General features: G+C 73.0%; 13 protein-coding genes and 3 pseudogenes. 6 read left to right on the top strand and 10 right to left on the bottom strand.

Annotation, left to right across the window (positions count from 1 at the left end; all coding sequences use genetic code 11):
- Positions 1 to 51: 51 nt before the first annotated feature.
- The gene (locus ACFZCF_RS26605; RefSeq protein ID WP_391289292.1) at positions 52 to 477 is read right to left on the bottom strand and encodes a DUF6153 family protein; all 426 of its coding nucleotides are present in this window, start codon (positions 475 to 477) and stop codon (positions 52 to 54) included.
- A gap of 87 nt (positions 478 to 564) precedes the next feature.
- Positions 565 to 909 carry a tetratricopeptide repeat protein gene (locus ACFZCF_RS26610; RefSeq protein ID WP_391289294.1) on the bottom strand — a complete coding sequence of 115 codons (345 nt, stop codon included), beginning with the start codon at positions 907 to 909 and terminating at the stop codon, positions 565 to 567.
- A gap of 136 nt (positions 910 to 1,045) precedes the next feature.
- On the opposite strand from ACFZCF_RS26610, the gene ACFZCF_RS26615 reads away from it, so the two are divergent.
- Positions 1,046 to 2,011 (top strand): pirin family protein, encoded by a 966-nt coding sequence (locus ACFZCF_RS26615; protein WP_391289296.1) that lies wholly within the window; start codon positions 1,046 to 1,048, stop codon positions 2,009 to 2,011.
- Between the two features lie 547 nt (positions 2,012 to 2,558).
- Positions 2,559 to 3,719 carry a hypothetical protein gene (locus ACFZCF_RS26620; RefSeq protein ID WP_391289298.1) on the top strand — a complete coding sequence of 387 codons (1,161 nt, stop codon included), beginning with the start codon at positions 2,559 to 2,561 and terminating at the stop codon, positions 3,717 to 3,719.
- A 273-nt stretch (positions 3,720 to 3,992) separates the two neighbouring features.
- Here the strand turns inward: ACFZCF_RS26620 and ACFZCF_RS26625 are convergent.
- Positions 3,993 to 4,294 (bottom strand): annotated as a pseudogene (locus tag ACFZCF_RS26625) (hypothetical protein).
- Positions 4,295 to 4,364: 70 nt separating this feature from the next.
- Between ACFZCF_RS26625 and ACFZCF_RS26630 the strand changes: the two are divergent.
- Positions 4,365 to 4,721 carry a hypothetical protein gene (locus tag ACFZCF_RS26630; protein WP_391289301.1) on the top strand — a complete coding sequence of 119 codons (357 nt, stop codon included), beginning with the start codon at positions 4,365 to 4,367 and terminating at the stop codon, positions 4,719 to 4,721.
- Positions 4,722 to 5,163: 442 nt separating this feature from the next.
- Here ACFZCF_RS26630 and ACFZCF_RS26635 read toward each other — a convergent pair whose 3' ends face one another.
- The 3 genes from ACFZCF_RS26635 to ACFZCF_RS26645 all read right to left on the bottom strand — a co-directional run bounded on the left by ACFZCF_RS26635 (position 5,164) and on the right by ACFZCF_RS26645 (position 8,448).
- Entirely contained in the window at positions 5,164 to 6,474 is a 1,311-nt protein-coding gene (locus ACFZCF_RS26635) for an SgcJ/EcaC family oxidoreductase (RefSeq protein WP_391289303.1), read from the bottom strand.
- Positions 6,475 to 6,792: 318 nt separating this feature from the next.
- Positions 6,793 to 7,434: a hemerythrin domain-containing protein gene (locus tag ACFZCF_RS26640; RefSeq protein WP_391289305.1), complete on the bottom strand. Its 642-nt coding sequence runs from the start codon at positions 7,432 to 7,434 to the stop codon at positions 6,793 to 6,795.
- A 123-nt stretch (positions 7,435 to 7,557) separates the two neighbouring features.
- The gene (locus ACFZCF_RS26645) at positions 7,558 to 8,448 is read right to left on the bottom strand and encodes a LysR substrate-binding domain-containing protein (protein WP_391289380.1); all 891 of its coding nucleotides are present in this window, start codon (positions 8,446 to 8,448) and stop codon (positions 7,558 to 7,560) included.
- Positions 8,449 to 8,951: 503 nt separating this feature from the next.
- On the opposite strand from ACFZCF_RS26645, the pseudogene ACFZCF_RS26650 reads away from it, so the two are divergent.
- The 3 genes and pseudogenes from ACFZCF_RS26650 to recQ all read left to right on the top strand — a co-directional run bounded on the left by ACFZCF_RS26650 (position 8,952) and on the right by recQ (position 12,166).
- Positions 8,952 to 9,549, top strand: a pseudogene (locus ACFZCF_RS26650) (DoxX protein).
- Between the two features lie 184 nt (positions 9,550 to 9,733).
- Positions 9,734 to 9,838, top strand: a pseudogene (locus tag ACFZCF_RS26655) (alpha/beta hydrolase); the annotation flags it as partial.
- A gap of 204 nt (positions 9,839 to 10,042) precedes the next feature.
- A complete protein-coding gene (gene recQ, locus ACFZCF_RS26660) occupies positions 10,043 to 12,166 on the top strand; it encodes a DNA helicase RecQ (RefSeq protein WP_391289307.1) in 2,124 nt (707 codons plus the stop codon).
- A 64-nt stretch (positions 12,167 to 12,230) separates the two neighbouring features.
- Here recQ and ACFZCF_RS26665 read toward each other — a convergent pair whose 3' ends face one another.
- Genes ACFZCF_RS26665 through ACFZCF_RS26680 form a run of 4 tightly spaced genes read right to left on the bottom strand, consistent with a single transcriptional unit; the run spans position 12,231 to position 18,077 of the window.
- Positions 12,231 to 13,679, bottom strand: a complete 1,449-nt coding sequence (locus ACFZCF_RS26665) for an MFS transporter (protein WP_391289309.1) — start codon at positions 13,677 to 13,679, stop codon at positions 12,231 to 12,233.
- A complete protein-coding gene (locus ACFZCF_RS26670) occupies positions 13,676 to 15,475 on the bottom strand; it encodes a condensation domain-containing protein (protein WP_391289311.1) in 1,800 nt (599 codons plus the stop codon). The genes ACFZCF_RS26665 and ACFZCF_RS26670 overlap by 4 nt, the downstream gene beginning before the upstream one ends.
- Positions 15,472 to 16,845: a DUF6271 family protein gene (locus ACFZCF_RS26675; RefSeq protein ID WP_391289313.1), complete on the bottom strand. Its 1,374-nt coding sequence runs from the start codon at positions 16,843 to 16,845 to the stop codon at positions 15,472 to 15,474. Before ACFZCF_RS26675 ends, ACFZCF_RS26670 begins: the two co-directional genes overlap by 4 nt.
- Positions 16,827 to 18,077, bottom strand: a complete 1,251-nt coding sequence (locus tag ACFZCF_RS26680) for a phytanoyl-CoA dioxygenase family protein (protein ID WP_391289315.1) — start codon at positions 18,075 to 18,077, stop codon at positions 16,827 to 16,829. The genes ACFZCF_RS26675 and ACFZCF_RS26680 overlap by 19 nt, the downstream gene beginning before the upstream one ends.
- Positions 18,078 to 18,556: the final 479 nt, after the last annotated feature.

Below are 18,556 nucleotides of genomic sequence, written 5' to 3' on the forward strand. Positions count from 1 at the left end.
TACCGGTGGCGTCCGAGCAGCGCGAAGCGGCCCGCGACGGGGTGGTACGGCCTAGATCCGCAGGACGGACAGCCGGGCGAGGTCGGGAGGGCGGCGGGGCGGGGCGTGCGGCGCGAGCGCCGGCGCGAGCCGTGCGAGGAGGAGGGTGAGCCAGTCGGGGCGGCGGCCGAGCGCGGCGCGGACGAGGCCGGCGATCAGCCAACCGGCCAGGACGGCCACGCAGAGCGTGGTCATGTCCATCCCCGAGCCGGGGGCGTGTCCGTCGGACGGCCGGGGCGTGCCGTGGCCGGCGGCGGGCGGACCGCCGTCGGCGCTGGCGGTGTGCGCCGGGGTCGTCGTGGCATGGCCGCGCGGAGGGCCTTCGGGGTGGCCCGTGGAATGCATCATGAACACCCCGAGCGCGAGCACGACGACGAGCAGAAGGTGCGCGAGGGCGCCTTCCGCTCGCTCGCCGCGGTACGGACGGGGTCGGGGCATGATCAGGTCCTCCTGGGGCCAGACCATACCGTGCCGGGGTATCAGTTCCGCGTCAGGTCGCCCCGTCGCCGGGGGGCGATCGCGTCGTCAGGACGGCAGCTCGCCGCTCATCGCCGCGGCCATCCGCAGGTGCGGGGCGGCCTCGTCCGGGCGGCCCTGGCGCTCCAGGGTGCGGCCGAGCATGAGCCGGGCGTAGTGCTCCACCGGGTCGCGGTCCAGGATGGCGCGGAGCTCGGCCTCGGCCGGCTTGAGCTGGGCGGAGTGGTAGTAGGCGCGGGCGAGCAGCAGCCGCTGGGCCGTCTGGTCCGGGTGCTCGGCGACGAGGCCGCGCAGGATGCGGACGGCGGTCTGGTACTCCTTCGCGTCGAAGAACAGCTGCGCGCGGCTCCAGCGGTCGGCGGCCGTTCCGAACTCGTAGTACGTGTCGCTCACTTGCTCTCCCTGTTCCGGGCTTCCGGATCTGCCACCCTGTGGGGTGGTCCGCCCTCGTCAACACCGAAGGCTGGTTGAACATTCCACTATTGGGATGCTCCCCGATGTCCCCCCACTCGAGAGGTGTCGATCCCCGATGAGCAATCTGGACCGCCAGGCGGAGCTCGCCGTCTGCGGTGGCCGCGGCTTCGTCGTCGCCGAGCCCGTCCGCGAACTCCTCAGTCCCCGGCACGTCCGCCTCGGCGAGTCGACGGAGGTGCGGCGCCTGCTGCCGAACCTCGGCCGCCGGATGGTCGGAGCCTGGGTCTTCGTCGACCACTACGGCCCCGACGACATCGCCGACGAGCCCGGCATGCAGGTGCCGCCCCACCCGCACATGGGTCTCCAGACCGTCAGCTGGCTGCACGAGGGCGAGGTCCTGCACCGCGACTCGACCGGCAGCCTCCAGACGATCCGCCCCCGCGAGCTCGGCCTGATGACCTCCGGCCGGGCGATCTCGCACTCCGAGGAGAGCCCCCGTACGCACGCCCGTCTCCTGCACGGCGCCCAGCTCTGGGTCGCCCTGCCGGACGCCCACCGGCACGTCGACCCGCACTTCCAGCACCACGCCGACCTGCCCAGGGTCACCGCGCCCGGCCTCACCGCCACGGTAGTCCTCGGCTCCCTCGACGGCGCGACCTCGCCGGGTACGACGTACACGCCCCTCGTCGGCGCCGACCTCGCCCTCGCCGCCGGCACCGAGACCGAGCTGCCGCTCGACCCGGACTTCGAGTACGCGGTCCTCGCCATGTCCGGCGAGGCGCACGTCGACGGCGTCCCCGTCCTCCCGGGCTCGATGCTCTACCTCGGCTGCGGCCGCACCCACCTCCCCCTCCGGGCCTCCTCCGACGCGGCTCTGATGCTCCTCGGCGGGGAGCCCTTCGAGGAGGAGATCGTCATGTGGTGGAACTTCGTCGGCCGCACCGACGACGAGATCCGCCAGGCCCGCGAGGACTGGATGGCCACCGACCGCTTCGGCGAGGTGAAGGGCTACGACGGCGACCGCCTGGACGCCCCGGAGGTCCCGGCGACCCACCTGAAGGCGCGAGGCAGGGTGCGCTGACCTGTTCTTTTCCTTGCCGAGTCGTTGCGGGGTCGGGGCACTCGGCACCTTCCCATAGCTGCTGCGGCGACTGTGGGAGGGAGTACCGCAGCCCTCCCGCAGTCGCGCGGCCGACGGGTGGGTTTCCGGAGTGTGCCCGCTCGTGTACGAGCGGGTCCGGTCAGCTGGACACTGACCCTTCACCGACCGCGCTGACGGCCCATCAGTTGTATGGGGCGGCCCCGGCATCGAACGACGCCGGAGTGGCCTCAGCCTGTCCTGCGTCGCTCCTTGACCGGCGAGGCGTCGTGGTAGACGCAGGTCCTGTGCGGGCCCGTGGACCTGACTGACTCGCTCACGCCCTGGCCCTCTCTCGGCGGCGAGATGAAGCAAGTACGCGAAATGCCGCAGCCCGCACCCGACCACAACCCCGCGTGCCACGGGCCCGAGACGCAGGCCCGCACCGCGAGGGTCATCCAGGCCCTCCTGGACGGAGATCCGGACCCCGGCCCCAGCTCCGACCGCCAACACGAGAACCGTCACGACCAGCGGACCGTAGGGTTCTCCTATGAGTACGGTGCGTGCCCGGGTGTGGCGTTTCACGATCGAGAAGGGCAAGGCCGGCGCGGAGGCTGTCCAGGCAGTCGAGATCGGCCAGGGGCCGCTCCATGTCTCCCTGGCCGCCATGGTCAACGCCAACGCCCTGGCCTGCGACCTTCGCAAAACGGTCGACCAACGCGTGCGTGACCACGAGATCCGCTTGCTGCTGAGCTACATCCTGGGTGACCAGGGCAAGGGGCCGCTCGGAGTCGAGTGCACCGCTCTCGACTCCAGTGCCCTCCACATCAAGCGCTTCGTGAGCGAGTGCACCGGACTCGGTGTGATGAGCGCCGCCAGCACGCTCCTGTTCGACTGGACCCATACGAGCGGCGGCCTCAGCAGCTTCGACGTGCTGCCGGGAAAACTCCAGGGGGTCTACGCGAAGACCGGCGTGCGGCCGGACCTCCTGTACGACTTGTCCGACGGGCCGGTCGCCGGAGAGGCGCGAGGACGGCGACGGGACAGCCCGCAGATGTTCCCGGCGGGGAAGGGCACCTCGGAGCAGAGAGAGCGTCTGGAGAAGCTCGCCCAGTGGTCCGTCGCCCACGGCGATCACGCCTACTTCATGAGCTGGGTCTGGCTCGGCCTGGGCGGGGTGTACGTCGACATCTTCCTGCCCGACGGCTCCGCGGCCTTGAAGAGCCTCACGACCGGCTGGATCGAGGTCCCCGGAGATTCGAAGCCGTGGCAGTTCCGCGTCCCGCCTCCCGACCGCCGACGCGCAGTGGACCCGGCCCCGGACGAAGACCCCATGGTGATGCTTCCCGGGCTCAGTGGCCAGGCAGCCACCAGGGAGGCGATCCGACAGACCGGCCCGGCGGCGGAAGAGGCGATGACCCGGGCCTTCGAGCGCGAGGAGAACCAGCTCGGCACGCTCGCCGGCGTGCCCGTTCGAGGACGATGGATCCGCGGTGACCTCCTGGGCGAGGCCCGGCACGAGGTCCTGCTCGGAGTCCTGGGCGAGCGCATCGAACTGGACCGCCGGGCCCAGCGCGAACGACTGGCCAGTCCCACAGGAGACCGGCTCGACACGTACCTCGACGGCCGCCTGCTCACCGCCGTGCGACCGATCGACGGCCCCCGGCCGGGATGGGACCGGATCAGCGCAGAGCTGCTGGAACTGACCTGAAGCCCTACCCGTGCCAGTCGTGCCAGTCGTGCCAGTCAGGACGTCCGCGCCGTCGCCGCCCTGCTGATCGCGGCCCGCGCAGCCGAAGGCGTCTACCTTTCCGCTGTCTCATGGTTGGTTGCGTGTCGTCGCCGGAATCCGGGGCGCAGCCTTCGCGTGGGCAGCGGCGCGAGAGGCAGGCGCGCGTGCTCTCACCCCCGGGTAACCTCCGTACGTGCCCGCGCCGCTACCTTCCTGGTGAGCAAGACGACGTGGATTTCAGAGTGCGAGGCCTTATGCAATCCGGCAGCGGGCAGCACCCCAGACTTCCTCGAACTCCTCGAAGGTGAGTTGTTCCGGCTCGTGGCCTTCCCACTCCGAGACGGGCAGCTCGGCGGTGATTCCGAACCTGCTGTCGTAGTCATCGAGGCGGCCCGCATCCCGGGCCCCCTGCCACTCGGCGAGGGAGGCAGCCGCGATCGGGATCAGCTCGGCCCTTCGAGTTCGACTTGCCGGATCACCCAGCCGTCGGCGTCGACCTCGAAGTAGAACCAGGTGTCTTCCTCGTCCCAGTAGCAGCGCATCCATGTCTTCATGAGCCGATGATGGCGGAGTCCGCCATGCCCTCCTCGGGGCGATGTCAGAGCTGTGTTGGAGGATCGCGCCATGCTGATTGCAACCGATGAGGCAGGGCGCGAGGTCAAGAGGCCGTCGAAGCCGACGATAGGCAGGATGCTGGCCGGCCTCCAGCGCGGTAACGCGCATCTGGTCCTGGAGCGGGTGGAGGAGGGCACGGAGGGCAGCTGGTATGTCCAGGTGCTGCTCCGCGAAGACAACACGTACCAACTCGAATTCCGGGACGGGGTGGCCGCCGAGCACTATCAGACGCGGACCGTTTCCCAGGAGAAGGTCCTGACCGCCATGCTGGGCTGGGCGGCCGGTGAGGTGGGCTGGAAAGACACCTTCATGTGGCACAACATCGGCTCACAGTTCGAGGCCGATAACGCCCAGCAGCAGGGCTGACACGACCTTGCGCCTGCGGCTGCACGACCTTCTCACCGACGGGCGTCAGCGTTTGCTCGTGGCAGGGAAAGGCGCCCCATGCGCCACCCGGAGCCCGCTGCCAGAAGGCGATGGCGGTGTCCTGGCGTTCGTCGGGGAAGACCTCGCCGTACGCCAGGCGGGCGTGGTCGGCGGCGGCGGAGTGGATGTGGCCGCAGCCGATCACCGGCTTGCGGCTGCGGCGCTCGCCGGTGGTGGTTCTTGGGCCCGGGCCGTCCGACCGGCCGTGCCCGCGCCGACTCGCCGAGGCGGCGCGTGCACGGCCGGCGGCCTGTGAGGGGGCCGTCCCGACCGCGTTGCGGACGCGCTGACCGAGCAGCCTGAGCGCGACGACGTGGTCCGCGTGGGTCTTCCTTTGCCGCCGCGTCAGGTGACAGTCCTGCCGCACAAGCCGTGCGGGCCGTCAGCCGGCCACGACGGTGTTCTGGGCGGCGCCGACGCGCCAGGTCCCGTCCTCCTTGACCAGGATGTAGAAGGGGCGGCCTTCGGGGCGGTCGGTGATTCGGGTGCCGTCCTGGCGGACGGGCTGCTGGCGGACGTTCACCGCGGCGACGTCGGGCCTCAGGAACAGCACGCGTTCGACGTCGTACACCGCGGTGGACTCGGTCATCGCACCGGGCAGCACCTTGCGGGTGAAGGCCGCGATCTCCTCGAAGCCCGACAACCGCTTGCCGTGGCCGGTGGTCCACACGGGGTCCTCGCGGCGGAAGACGCTCAGGAACCGGTCCACCAGCTCGTTCTGCTGGGCGTGCTCGACCTCGGCGACCAGGCGGCGAATCGCAGTCACCTCCGCCTCCGCGTCCGTACCGTCGGGGGCACCGAACACCTCGACCGGCCGGTACGAGCCCCACGCCAACTCGGCCACCGCTCCCGGCCCGCTGGGCTGCCACCCGAGAACGGCACGGGCGGCGGCGCCGCTGACGCTCTGGTCGAGGGCGAGCGCGTCGGCGAAGAGCGGACCGAAGACCTCGGCGGCCTGCTCCACCGTCACCACCTGCGGGGCGGCAAGCACTCCGGCGGCGCGGCCGGCTGCCCGGGCGAGGTCACGGACCGCGACGGCCGACTCGCCGACGCCGTGCCAGACGGTGCCGGCCTCGGCCCGCTCGACCGCGGCCACGAACAGCTCGGCCAAGTCGTCCACGTGCACGGTCGGCCAGCGCACGTCCTCATCGCCGTAGTACTCGGGCACCCCCTGCCGGCGGGCCCGGTCGACGAGGAGAGCGGGGATGCCGCCGCCGCGACCGTAGACGATGCCGGGCCGGACGACGACCGCGCGCACGCCCTCGGCGACCTCGGCCAGCACCCTCTCCTCGATCCTCGGCCGGTACCCCACGATGTCGATCGGGTCGGTCGGGGTCTCCTCGCCGACCTCCTGGGCCTCACCTGTGGCACCGAGCACCCAGACGCCGCTGGTGTAGACGAAGGGGCGGCCGGTGCCGCGCAGCGGAGTGGCGAGGGCGTCGACGACGGCGGTGTCGACGTCCACGTCACCGCTCGGGGGAGCCAGGTGGATCACCGCATCGATCTCCGGGGTCACCGCGCCGGCGAGCGAGGCCGGGTCGGCGGTGTCGCCGACCACCTGGGCGTGCCAGCCCCGGCCGGGCCTCGGCTCGGCACCCCGGATGAGTGCGACGACCCGGTGGCCGGCCGCGGCGAGGTGCTCGGAGACGGCGGAGCCGATGTAGCCGGTGGCACCGGTGAGCAGAACCTTCATGACGCTTCCCCTCTTGAGGAACGAGGCGTTTCGTCTCGTTCGGTGGCGTGGTGACGTGCTTCGAATCCGTGACGCGCGCCGGGTCTCGTGTCGGAGACCGGTCACGTGGCCGGCGACGCAACGGGTGGCTTTCTGGACGGTCGCGCCCGGGGTCGGGTGGGCGTGGACGTCGCGCGTGACCTCATGGACGGTGAGGTCCCCTGTCCGGGACTGGAGCGCCTCGGGCAGCGGCTCGGTGCCGTCGGGCCGAGCAGGCGGGCGCCGACGATCTCGCCGTGCCAGGCGGCGACGACCTCGACGAAGCCGGTGGAGACGGGCTCAGGGCCGGTGGACGGTCAGCGCGCCCTGGATCCCCCACCGATCGAGCACCGCGTAGGCGGGCTGCCATCGGTGTACGTACGCATGGTGAGCGGACCGCGGCAGGAGCTGTGTCAGCACGGCGGACACGGTCCGCTCGGAGACGCCGTCCAGGAGCCACGGCAGGAGACGTACCGCGTCGGCCGTGATCCGCTGGGTGTGGACGTGCCCGAAGTGTTCCCACTGCTCCCTGCTCAGGAAGGCCTGGACCAGCGGGAAGACGGCTTCCTCCTCGTGGAGTAGGTGGCCCTGCAGGCCGGTGATCAGCGAGCCCGCGAGCTCACCGAACAGGTCGGGCCCGACACCGGGACCGACCAGGGCCCCGTCGATCGCGTCGAGCACGGCGGCGAGCGCGGCGTGCTCGGCCTCGATCGCCTCCAGGCGCGTCAGGTCGAGGGGACGGCCGTCGAGGGCCTGACGCAGGGAGGGCAACAGGGCGCTGTCCTCGGCGGAGTGGTGAGTGTGGAAAGCCGTTCGGAACAGGCCCCAGCCCGCGGCGGTGCGCAGGACGCTCCGGGGATCCGGACGGGCGCGGGCGACGGCTCGGGCGAAGTGGCCCAGCTCCCTTCGTAAGGCGTTGTGCATCGCATACGTCACGGTCATGTCGAACCTGTCTCGCACGTCCGCAAGCCTTCCGTGAGATCCACATCTGGATCAACACGGGTTTCGTGGGGTGATCGATAACCCGACGGTTATCGCCGTACCGGGCAGGGGAGGAGCGACGCGTCAGAACCGTCGTGCGCCGAGTTCGCGGATCAGGCCGGCGAGAGCGCCGATCAGCTCGTTCTCCGCCTCGGTCCGCCAGACCAGAGCGAAGGACAGGTCCGCCAGGTCCGTGACCGGGAGCCAGCGGATGTTCGGCATGCCCCAGTGCCGAGTGACGTGGCGGGGAAAGCAGTGGAGGATCTCACCCATGCCGACCTGATTGATGAGATCCTCCGCGTTGGTCACGGAGCGAGGCCCGCGCTCGATCGGCCGGCCCTCGAAGGTCTGGAAGGGCAGATAACTGTCCTCCCAGTAATCCGGGAAGGCGGGTGCCATGGCGTGCTGGAAGTCGGCGAACATCTCCAGCCGTACCGATGCTCGCCCGGCGAGCTCGTGATCGGTGGTCACGGCGAGGACCCGCGGGTCCGTGCACAGGATCGGGCCGACGGTGAGGTCCGGTTCCTCCACGGGCAGCCAGGCGACGAGGACGTCCATGTCGTCGGCACGGAGCCGGCCGAACGGATCGACGTACTCCATCTGGCGAATCTCCAGCTCCCACTGCGGATACCGTGAGCGGAAGGCCCGCCAGTAGGGGTGCAGGTCGACGAGGTTGAACGGCATCATGCCGACGCGAAGCCTTCCGGTGACACCGCGGGCGGCCAACCGGGCACGCTCCAGAGACTCGTGGAGTCCCGCGTAGACCGGCTGCAGATCGTCGCGCAGCTGGCGTCCGACGGCGGTCAGGCGCACGGTGCGGCTGGTGCGCTCGAACAGCGCTGCGCCGATGCGCCGTTCCTGCTTCCTGATGGCCTGGCTGACCCGCGCCTGGGAGACCCGAAGCCGCTCGGCACTCCGACCGAAGTGCAACTCTTCGGCCAGGACCAGGAATATCTCGATGTCCCGCAGCTCCATCACGCCCCCGTGTCCTCCTCCGCCGACAGCTCAGAGGCCGTCGAGCCGGTGAAGTATATGTGGATCTCCTTCCGTTCCGGAGGAGTTGGACGGAGGGGGCGGTGGACGGACGACCTCGGAGAGGACGGGGTCCAGACGGCCGCCGGAGTCACCCGGCGGACCGGAGGGAGACGTCGGCGAGGTGGAGTCCGGCGCGGTGGCCGGCGGCGGCCCGTCGTAAAGGATCGCCGTGCCGTGCCGCTCTTCGAGCTCGTCGGCGGACCGCTCCACGCGGACGCGCCGGAGCCGTCGCCCTTGCCCGGTCGTCCGCTGCCGCGCCACCCTCGGACGCAGGAGGTCGACCCGGGCGGCCGGGGCGCTCGTAGCGTCGGGGCGTGCCGAGCCGCAGAGGCGGTGGGCGCGTCATCGATCGCTCCGAATGGACCCCTCTTCGTCCGACATCGACACGGCGCAGGCCCCCTCCGGGCAAGGACCTGGCCCGGGCGGCGTGGACACGCAGTCGGTTGTCGACGCGCACGCGGCCGGCTGACCCCCGTGGCACCGGTGTTCTGATCCCGCCCCTGCTCGGGGGACCGCTGGTCGCCGGGCACGGGGTGCGGAAGGCCAGCGGGCGGCCGGGCGGCCGGGGCTGAAAGGCGGCACCGAGGAGTTCCGCGCCGACGGGTTTCGCGGCGGAATGCTCACCGCACTGGCGGCTGGCGGCTGGCGGCTGGCGGCTGGCGGCGGTCGGCGGGCGGATCGGATGCGGTCTGCTGCTCGCCACCGGCCTCCTCACTCCGTTCGCCGCGACCGGTGCCATCGGGGCCATGACGGTCGCGCCCACCGTGAAGTGGCGCGACGGCCTCCGGGTGCAGAACGACGGATACGAGTAGCCGCTGGTCCTCGTCGGCACCGCCGCTGCCCTCGCCGCCACCGGCCCCGGGCCTGGTCCGCCGACGTGGCCCTCGCGCTTACGCCCCACCCCTGTGGTGGGCCGCCTTGGCGCTCGCCGCCGGACTCGGCAGCGGGTCCCTCACCGGGCTCGTCGTCACCCTGCCGGTGCGCGATCAGGAGCTGACCGGCCGGGAGCCGTGCGCCGGCGAAGAGGTCGTTCGGGGCTGAGCGGCCTGGGGCTCGCCGTCCGCTTCGGCCTCTCGGCCGCCCGGGCCGCCGTCCGCTTCGGTGTCTCGGCCGTCCGGTTCGCCCGGGACGGCCGGGACTGCCGAGACCCACGGTGACCATGGACACCGGCGACGGCACCGCGCTGGTCCGCGAGGGGGCCTCGTCGCCGTCGGACGACGCCCGCGCACCGTGGAACCCGCTTCGGGGCCTGGCGGCGGACGCCGCCTACCTCGCCTCCGTCCTGACGCAGGTCGAGGGTCCGGCCGCCCTCGTCGGCCACGTGCCCGGGCGCCGAGCCGACCGTCCGCCGGACCGCGTGGACCGGCGCCCTGCCCGCAACGGTCCCCGCGCGGGCTTCGGGGTTCCGGGGGACCGTCGTCGCGCGCGAGCCGCGGAGACCCCTGAGGGTGACCGGCGGAGCGGAACGCGGGAAGTTGTCCACAGGTCGCGGCGGGCGGCCCGGGGGAGCGGCGCGGGCGGCTAGGCTTTTCGGGTGGCCCTCATCGACGTTTCTTCCGACTCCTCCTCCTCGCCGAGCACCGACGGCTCCCCGGACGCCCTCGACGTCCTCCACCGGGTCTTCGGCTACAGTTCCTTCCGGGGCGAGCAGCAGGAGATCATCGAGCACGTCGTGGCGGGCGGCGACGCCCTCGTACTGATGCCGACCGGCGGCGGCAAGTCGCTGTGCTACCAGATCCCGGCGCTGGTGCGGCCCGGCACGGGCGTGGTGATCTCCCCGCTGATCGCGCTGATGCAGGACCAGGTGGACGCGCTGAACGCGCTGGGGGTCCGCGCCGGATTCCTCAATTCGACACAGGACCCGTACGAGCGGCAGACCGTCGAGCAGTCCTTCCTCGCCGGTGAGCTCGACCTCCTGTACCTCGCCCCCGAACGGCTCCGCACCGAGGGCGCGCAGCGGCTCCTCGACCGGGGCACGGTCTCCGTCTTCGCGATCGACGAGGCCCACTGCGTCTCCCAGTGGGGCCACGACTTCCGGCCCGACTACCTCGCGCTCTCCATGCTCCACGAGCGGTGGCCCAAGGTGCCGCGGATCGCGCTGACCGCGACGGCCACCGAGGCCACCCACGGCGAGATCGCCACCCGGCTCGGCCTGGACGAGGCCCGGCACTTCGTCGCCAGCTTCGACCGGCCCAACATCCAGTACCGGATCGCCGCCAAGAACAACCCGACCCGGCAGCTCCTCGACCTGATCCGCACCGAGCACGCGGGGGACGCCGGAGTCGTCTACTGCCTGTCGCGCTCCTCCGTGGAGAAGACCGCCGCCTTCCTCGCCGAGAACGGCGTCGACGCCATCCCGTACCACGCGGGCATGGACGCCGCGACGCGCGCCGCCAACCAGGCCCGCTTCCTCCGCGAGGACGGTGTCGTGGTCGTCGCGACCATCGCCTTCGGCATGGGCATCGACAAGCCCGACGTCCGCTTCGTCGCCCACCTCGACCTGCCCAAGTCCGTCGAGGGCTACTACCAGGAGACCGGCCGCGCGGGCCGCGACGGCGAGCCCGCCACCGCCTGGCTCGCGTACGGCCTCCAGGACGTCGTCCAGCAGCGCAAGATGATCGACGGCTCCGAGGGCGACGAGAACCACCGGCGCGCCCTCGCCGCCCATCTCGACGCCATGCTCGCCCTCTGCGAGACCGTCGAGTGCCGGCGCGTCCGGCTGCTCGCCTACTTCGGCCAGAAGTCCGAGCCCTGCGGCAACTGCGACACCTGTCTCACCCCCGCCGAGTCCTGGGACGGCACGGTCGCCGCGCAGAAACTCCTCTCCACGGTGTGGCGGCTGGCCCGCGAGCGGCGCCAGAAGTTCGGCGCCGGCCAGATCATCGACATCCTCCAGGGCAAGAAGACCGCCAAGGTCCTCCAGTTCGACCACGACACCCTCAGCGTCTTCGGCATCGGCGCCGACCTCGGCACCCCCGAGTGGCGGAGCGTGATCCGCCAGCTCCTCGCCCAGGGCCTGCTCGCCGTGGAGGGCGACTACGGCACCCTCGTCCTCACCGAGGCCAGCGGAGACGTCCTCGGCGGCCGGCGCCAGGTCCCGATGCGCAAGGAGGCCGCCAAGGCCGCCGCGCCCCGCAAGGAGAGCGGCGGCAAGTCCGGGAAGTCCCGCGTCCCGGTCGACCTGCCCGCGGCCGCCGTGCCCGTCTTCGAGGCCCTCCGGGCCTGGCGTGCGGCGACCGCGCGCGAGCAGGGCGTGCCCGCGTACGTCGTCTTCCACGACGCCACGCTGCGGGAGATCGCGACCAGCCTGCCGGGGAGCGTCGCCGAGCTCGGCACGGTCGGTGGCGTCGGCGAGGCCAAGCTCGCCAAGTACGGGGAGGGCGTCATGGAGGCCCTCGCCGAGTTCGCGGGAGCCGCGGGCGGCGGATCCGCCCCGGCGACCGAGGAGGAGGCGGCCCCGGTCGCCGAGGCGACCGAGGCGGCGGACCGGGGGGCGGCCCGTGCCGCCGGTATGCCGCGTACCCCCGGGCCGGCCGGGCGCGCCGACCGGTCCGCGCGGGCCGCCGGCCGTCCCGCCGCGGCGGCCGCTCCTCCGGAGGACGAGCCGCTCTTCTTCGGCGACGACGAGACCGAGCCGTCCTGGGACGACTGGGAGTGAGACGCCGCCCGTGGGCCCGGCCGGACCACCGTCCGGCCGGGCCCACGGCCGTGAGACGGCCGTCTCACGCCTCGGCGGCGGCCGAAGCCTCCTTGCCCGTACTCCGCTCCGCCCCCGACACCGGCTCCGCCCCCGACACCGGCTCCGCCCCCGACACCGGCTCCGCCGCCCGTGTCGGCCGGTCGAGCCGGGCGAGGCCCCGGATGGCCGGGACGCAGAGCATCGCGGCCAGCAGGACGAACGAGACCGCCGAGGAGAAGAGCAGCACCCGGTCCGCGCCGAAGGACTCCGCCGCCGGACCGGCCAGCGCACGGCCCAGCGGGATCACCATGATCGAGCCGGCGATGTCGTACGCGGAGACCCGGCTCAGCACGGCCAGCGGAATGTGGGACTGCACGCTGGTCGCCCACATCACGCCCCAGAACGCGAAGCCGCAGCCGGCCACCACGCCCGTCACCGCCGTCAGGGCGAAGTTCCAGCCGAGCGCCGGAGCCAGCGGGTTGAGCGCGAAGAAGAACATCGCGCAGACGCCCGCCACCAGGGGCCGGCGCGGCCGGACGCGCATGCCGAGCAGCCCGCCGATGATCGTGCCGAGACCGTCGGCCGAGGCGATCCAGCCGTAGCCGGTGGCGCCGTGCTGCTCCGTGAGCAGCGCCGCGCCCAGCGGCAGCGACGGCCCGAAGACGACCAGGCCGTACACCGCCCACAGCGAGATCACCGCCCACAGCCAGGTGCGCGACCGGAACTCGTGCCAGCCGGTGGCGAGCCGCCGCCACATCGGATCGTCGCTCTCGTCGACCGCGCTGCCCTCGACCGCGCTGCCCTCGCCCGTGGCGCCCTTCTCCGCGCCGCCCGTGGCCGCGCCGCCCGTGGCCGCGCCGCCCATGGCCGCCCCGCCCGGGGCCAGTCGGCGGAGCGGCAGCAGTCCGCCCGCGCTGACGGCGTACGCCACCGCGATCACCACGAACGAGCCGGCGAGGTCCCAGTACGCCACCAGGAAGCCGGCGAGGCCGGGGCCGATGAGCGTGGCCATCGACTCGGAGACGCGCAGCAGCGCGTTGGCCCGCTGGATGTCCTCGGCGACCCGGGGCACGATGCTCGCGAGCCCCGGCTGGAACATGGCGGTCGCCGCGCCGCTCACTCCCATCAGCGCCATGATCTGCCAGAGGCGCACCCCGCCTCCGGCGAAGAGCGCGGCCATGACGAGCATCGTCACCACCCGGACCGCGTCCGCGCCGACCATCATCACCTGCGGGGTGAACCGGTCGGCGAGCACACCGCCGAAGAGGATCAGCACCACGATCGGTGCCATCCACGCGGCGAGCGCGTATCCCACGCCGGTCGCCCCGAAGCCGGCGCCGAGGACCGAGGTGGTCACGGACACCATCAGCATGCCGTCGGCGAGCAGCGAGGCGCTCCGCGCGGTGAAGAACAGCCGGAAGAGGGGCGACCGCCAGGGGTTGGTCGGCGGCGCCGCCGTTCCCCGCGCGGCCACGGTGTCGTCAGCGGTCATGTGGCATCCCCCGGCTCCCGGCCGGTCCCTTCCCTGAGAATCCGCCGCGCCGCGGCGGTCTGCCGCGGCGGGCCCTCGACGAACACGTACCGGTGCGGGGCGAGGACCCCGGGCCGCCCCGGCAGGACGCACATCAGGGCGGCGTGCGCCCGCTCCGGCGTCCACTCGTCCTCCGGCCAGGCCCGCTCGTCCCCGCCGACGTACGCGGTGAGGCGGCGATCGGGCCCGTCGGGGGTTCCGGTCGCCTCCTCCACCACGACCTCGACCGGCCGCCCCCGCAGCGCCTCGGCCAGGGCTGCGGCGACGGCGGCGGGGGAGACCCAGCAGCCGTCCACCCGCGTCCACTCCGGCCCGCGCGCCACCGGACGGACCCCCGTCACCTCGGTGAGGGGCCCGGGCGTGTGCAGCGGTACGTCGGCCTCCGCGACGGCCTCCAGGAGCCGCACCAGACCCGTGACCAGTTCCTCGGCCGCCGCCCGGGGGAACAGCGCCGGGTCGGCCCAGGTCGCCAGGCGCAGGACCGGCTCCGTCTCGTACACGAAGGTCAGCAGCCGGGTCGGCAGCGACTGGCGTCCGCCCCAGGTGAGTTCGAGCTCGGGGGCGTCCCCGTCCGGCGCCGCCGCGCCGGCGAGGGTGCTCGGCAGGGCGCTGATGTCGTTGAAGACGGCGTCGCGGGTGAACCGGCTGCCCCGCTCCGTGGTGACCCGGCCGATCAGCTCCCACAGGTCGAGCGCGTCGAAGCGGCTGTGGCGGTACGCGTTCATCGCAGCCCCCCACGCCTTGGCGAGCAGCGCGTCGAAGGACGGCTCACGCACGTCGAGGGAGAGCAGGGCGTCCTGGGAGAGGGTGCTCACCGAGCGGGCGAGCTTCGGCTGGAAGCGGTTCGCGGTGGGCACGGCCGCCACGCACACCGGCTGTCCGGCCCGGTGGGCGGTGAGCAGGCACCAGGCGGTGAGCAGCACCGTGCCGGGCAGCGCACCGGTGCGCCGGGCGGCGGCGGCCAGCGCCCGGGCGCCGCGCGCCGAACGCAGGGTGAGCCCCGGGGTGTCGGTCTCCGCGCCCGTGGCGCCGTCCTCGGCGAACATCGCCTGCGGGCCGGTACGCAGGATCCGCTCCCAATGGGCGAGGGAGGCCGCCGACTTGCGCCGTCCGGCCGGGCTGTGTTCCTCGGCGGCGAGGTCGAGCGGGGTGAGCGCGGTGACCGGCGGCAACGGCTCGCCCGCCAGGAGCGCGAGCCAGTCGTCGCGGAGGACGCCGAGGGCGCTGCCGTCGGTGACGGCGTGGCTGGCGGCGAGGGCCACGCGCACGGGCCGTTCGGCGCGGGCGATGATCCGCAGCCGCAGCGGGAAGTCCAGGTCGAGCCGGAAACGCGTGTCACGGGCCGCTCGGGCGACCGCCTCGGCGTAGCCGTCGATGTCCTCCGGGAGCTCGTCGTGGTCGAGGACGGTGACCGTGAACTCCCCCTCACCGGCCACGACTTGCTCGGCGGGGACGGCGCCGCCGCCCGCCCCGTCCGGAAACCTGGTGCGCAGGGCCTCGTGGCGGACGGCGAGGTCTGCGAGGGCGCCGAGGACGCGGTCCATCCCGGTGCCGTCGGGAACCGGCCACACGTCGTGGATGTTGATGGACGCGGGTTCGTCCCTAAGGATGCAGCGGATCATGTTGGCCTGACCCATGGTGACCGGGCCCCGGCGCGCACCGCCGCCCGCGTAGGCCACGGTGACGGTGCGGGCAGCGGTGACGCCGCCGTCGGCGACGTCGGCGGGGGCGGGGGCGGTGGCGGGGGTGGTCGTCATGGTGCCACGGTCCCGGCGGTGGGGACGGGCGGGGCGGCCGGGGCGAGGGAGGGCCCGCCGGTCGGAGGGTGGTTCACGGAGGTGCCTTTCGCGTGCGCGGTGAGGGCGGGCCAGGCGTCGACGAGGAGGGCGAAGTCCGCCATGTCCGAGCGCGCTGCGGCGAGGAGTCGCGCGCGCCGCTCGGCGAAGCGGTCGGCGGCGGTCGCGTACCGGCCGCCGAGGGCGCGGTAGCGTCGGTCCAGGACGTCGAGCCGGGCCGCGTTGCCGCCCGGGTCGATCAGGGCGCTGTCCCGGGCGAGGGCGGCGACGACCGCGGGCCGCACCCGCCCGTGCCCGTCGAGGAGCGTGTCCCCGGCGGCCCTCAGGCCCGCGTACACCGCTTCGAGGTGGGCGGCGGCGAGCAGGTACTTGGCGAAGCGGAGCTGGTACGCGAGGAAGCCCTCGTCGGAACGGCGCTCACCGGTGTAGTAGTTGACGATGTGTCGGTTGTGCAGCACACCGGGCAGTCCGGCGGCGTGCACCAGGTGCAGGAGGAAGTAGTCGGTCCCGATGGTGTCGGTGGCGGGCGGCAGCGGGACCCGGCCGTACACCTCCCGGCCGAGGGCCACGTTGCACATGTCCACCCGGGTGGGGCCGACCACGGTCAGCGTGGTCAGGTCGCGGGTGAAGGGGGCGGTGCCGGCGCCCCGGAAGGCCTCCTCGACGAGGTGCCGTCGCCAGGGTTCCGGATGTGAGGACGACACGGCCAGCCCGACGACCTCGCGGTACGCCTCGGGGTCGAGGGCGCGGAGCTCGGCGAGGTCCACGGAGGGCTCGCCGATGAAGGACGCCCCGGCGAGGGCGACGGACCGGTCGGCGAGGCGGGGATCGAGCCTGCCGCGGGTGACCGAGCCGGCCACGTCCGCCGCCCTCCGGCCGAGTGCGGCGAGCTCGTGGTGGATCGGGAAGACCGTTTCCCCGTCAAGGAGTTGGTAGCGGCTGTCGGAGTCGCGGCGGTGTACGGAAGCGCAGCCGAGGGACTCGGCCAGGAGGAAGGCGCGGTTGGTGCAGGCGCCGTACGACACTCCGGCCGGGAGCATCAGGTCGAGCAGCCGGTCCGCGCGAGCGAGTCCCGCCGCCGCGATGACCTCCCGGAGGAAGGCGCGCTGCCGCTCCTCGCCGAGGTGGTGGACGACGACGCCGGGCGCCGGCGGCAGGGCGGCGACCGCCGCCCGGTGCTCGGCGAGGTCGGCGGGTGCCGAGGAGTCGAGGATCAGCAGGTGCACCTCGGCGGCGAACTCCCGGGCTCCGTAGGCCGCTTCCGCCGCGACCGCCGCGATCGTCGCCGCGCAGGCGCGGTTGGTGGGAAGGGTCAGGCAGACGCGGCGCACGAAGGCTCCCCGGTGGACGAAGGCTCCCCGGCGGACGCGGCGGACGCGGCGGCCGCAGTGGACGCGGCGGACGAGGCGGATGCGGCGCCGCGGTCGGGTGTCACGGCGGGGGCCTCCTCGTCGCCCGCGGGCCTGTCGCCGCCCTCGGACCTCTCGCCGCCCTCGGACTTCTCGTGCCAGGAGGTGAGTCCGAGCAACCGGGCCCCCAGCGGCGTGAGTTCGGCGGTCGGGTAGCGCTTGGACTCGTGGCGGACGGGGTCGCCGACGAGGGTGCGGTTCCAGCGTGGGGTGCGCAGGTGGCGCCAGGACTCGACGCGGGAGCGGCGCAGCTTCGCGTGCTCCTCCAGGGCGGGCATCATCGACAGGTACTGGACGGCGCGGACCCCGTCCGCGGAGATGTTGCGGGCGACGCCGTGGGCGAGCAGGCCGTTCCAGATCAGCAGGTCGCCGGGGTGCAGGTCAGGGCGGACCACCGGGTACTCGGAGCGGTCCACGTCGGGGCGGAGGGGGTCGCGGTCCGCGGGCTGGGCGAGCTTCCACTCCTCGAAGCGGCGGAAGAGCTCGGGGTCGCACTGGAAACCGCCGGTCTCGGGGGTGGTGTCGTTGAGCGCGATGATGCCCTGGACCCGCTGGGGCGGCACGCCGAGGGTGGTGTCGATGTCCCAGTGCAGTTCGATGTCGAAGCCGCGGTCGGTGGGTTCGATGAGGGCGCGGTCGCGGTTGCGGACGTTGGGCGGGTTGAGGTTGAGCCGGTCGAGGGTGACCCAGAGCTCCTCGCAGTCCCAGACGTCGACGAACGCGTCGTAGACGCGCTGGGACTGGCGGCTGTCCCAGAGCAGTTGGTGGTGGTAGGCCTCGACGAATCCGTAGATGTGCAGCTGCTGGTCCAGCTCGGAGCGGAACGGCCGGTCCTCGTACCAGCTGTCCGGCCGTTCGGGGTCGAGCCCCTGGAAGTCCCAGGTGAAGTCGAGGAGCCGGCGGGCCGCCTCGGCGGGGATCGCCTCGCGCACGATGACGTACCCGTACGTCTGCCAGTGCGCGAAGTCCGCCTCGGAGAGCACCCGCAGCGGTCGGGTCTTCGTCAGTTCCCGCAGGGTCGTCGCGGCGAGGTAGGACTCGCCGTCACCGCTGAAGTAGGGGCGTTCGGTGGCCGCGCGGTGCAGATACGGCGTGCGGGTGCGGCGCGGGGCGGAGGCGGCCGCAGCGGTCGGGTCGGTTGCGGACGCGGGCATCGTTGTCACAGGTCCCTCCAGGCGGGAGTCGGACGGCGTGCGGGCTGGGGGGTGCGGGGCACGGCGGCGGGAGTGGCGTGGCGGGGCGTGGACGTGGCGGGCCGGGGGAGGGGGACGGCGAGCCGGGGAGGTCGGAACGGGGGTGCGGAAGCCGGCGGCGGGGGACGAGTCGCGGGGGGACGCATCACGGGGGACGAGGGACAGAATTGGTGTAGACCAACGTCGATGTCAAGTGACTCGTCGGTATGCCCCGCGTGTCGGACGTCCTCGCGAAAGGCGCGTCTTCGAAGGTCAGTTGGACGAGGCGCATGATGATCTTTGGTCTAGACAACCTCCGGTCGGCTGGCCTACTGTCCCCTTGCGCAGAGCCGGCACCGACCCGACCGGTCGAGCCCGGCGCGACCGCTGCGCCCCGGTCGACGGCGACCGCGCGCAGGGCCCTGCCCGACGCTCCGCCGACACCCGTACCACCAGGGGGA

The sequence above is a fragment of the Streptomyces sp. NPDC007945 genome (assembly GCF_042958885.1).
Classification (GTDB): domain Bacteria; phylum Actinomycetota; class Actinomycetes; order Streptomycetales; family Streptomycetaceae; genus Streptomyces.

What these genes read in the sequence shown, in the direction of transcription:
- ACFZCF_RS26680 (WP_391289315.1), bottom strand. Translation starts at nt 18,077, where the DNA reads ATGCCCGCGTCCGCAACCGACCCGACCGCTGCGGCCGCCTCCGCCCCG.
- ACFZCF_RS26620 (WP_391289298.1), top strand. Translation starts at nt 2,559, where the DNA reads ATGAGTACGGTGCGTGCCCGGGTGTGGCGTTTCACGATCGAGAAGGGC.
- ACFZCF_RS26645 (WP_391289380.1), bottom strand. Translation starts at nt 8,448, where the DNA reads ATGGAGCTGCGGGACATCGAGATATTCCTGGTCCTGGCCGAAGAGTTG.
- ACFZCF_RS26615 (WP_391289296.1), top strand. Translation starts at nt 1,046, where the DNA reads ATGAGCAATCTGGACCGCCAGGCGGAGCTCGCCGTCTGCGGTGGCCGC.
- ACFZCF_RS26670 (WP_391289311.1), bottom strand. Translation starts at nt 15,475, where the DNA reads ATGACGACCACCCCCGCCACCGCCCCCGCCCCCGCCGACGTCGCCGAC.
- ACFZCF_RS26605 (WP_391289292.1), bottom strand. Translation starts at nt 477, where the DNA reads ATGCCCCGACCCCGTCCGTACCGCGGCGAGCGAGCGGAAGGCGCCCTC.
- ACFZCF_RS26635 (WP_391289303.1), bottom strand. Translation starts at nt 6,474, where the DNA reads ATGAAGGTTCTGCTCACCGGTGCCACCGGCTACATCGGCTCCGCCGTC.
- ACFZCF_RS26630 (WP_391289301.1), top strand. Translation starts at nt 4,365, where the DNA reads ATGCTGATTGCAACCGATGAGGCAGGGCGCGAGGTCAAGAGGCCGTCG.
- ACFZCF_RS26640 (WP_391289305.1), bottom strand. Translation starts at nt 7,434, where the DNA reads ATGACCGTGACGTATGCGATGCACAACGCCTTACGAAGGGAGCTGGGC.
- ACFZCF_RS26665 (WP_391289309.1), bottom strand. Translation starts at nt 13,679, where the DNA reads ATGACCGCTGACGACACCGTGGCCGCGCGGGGAACGGCGGCGCCGCCG.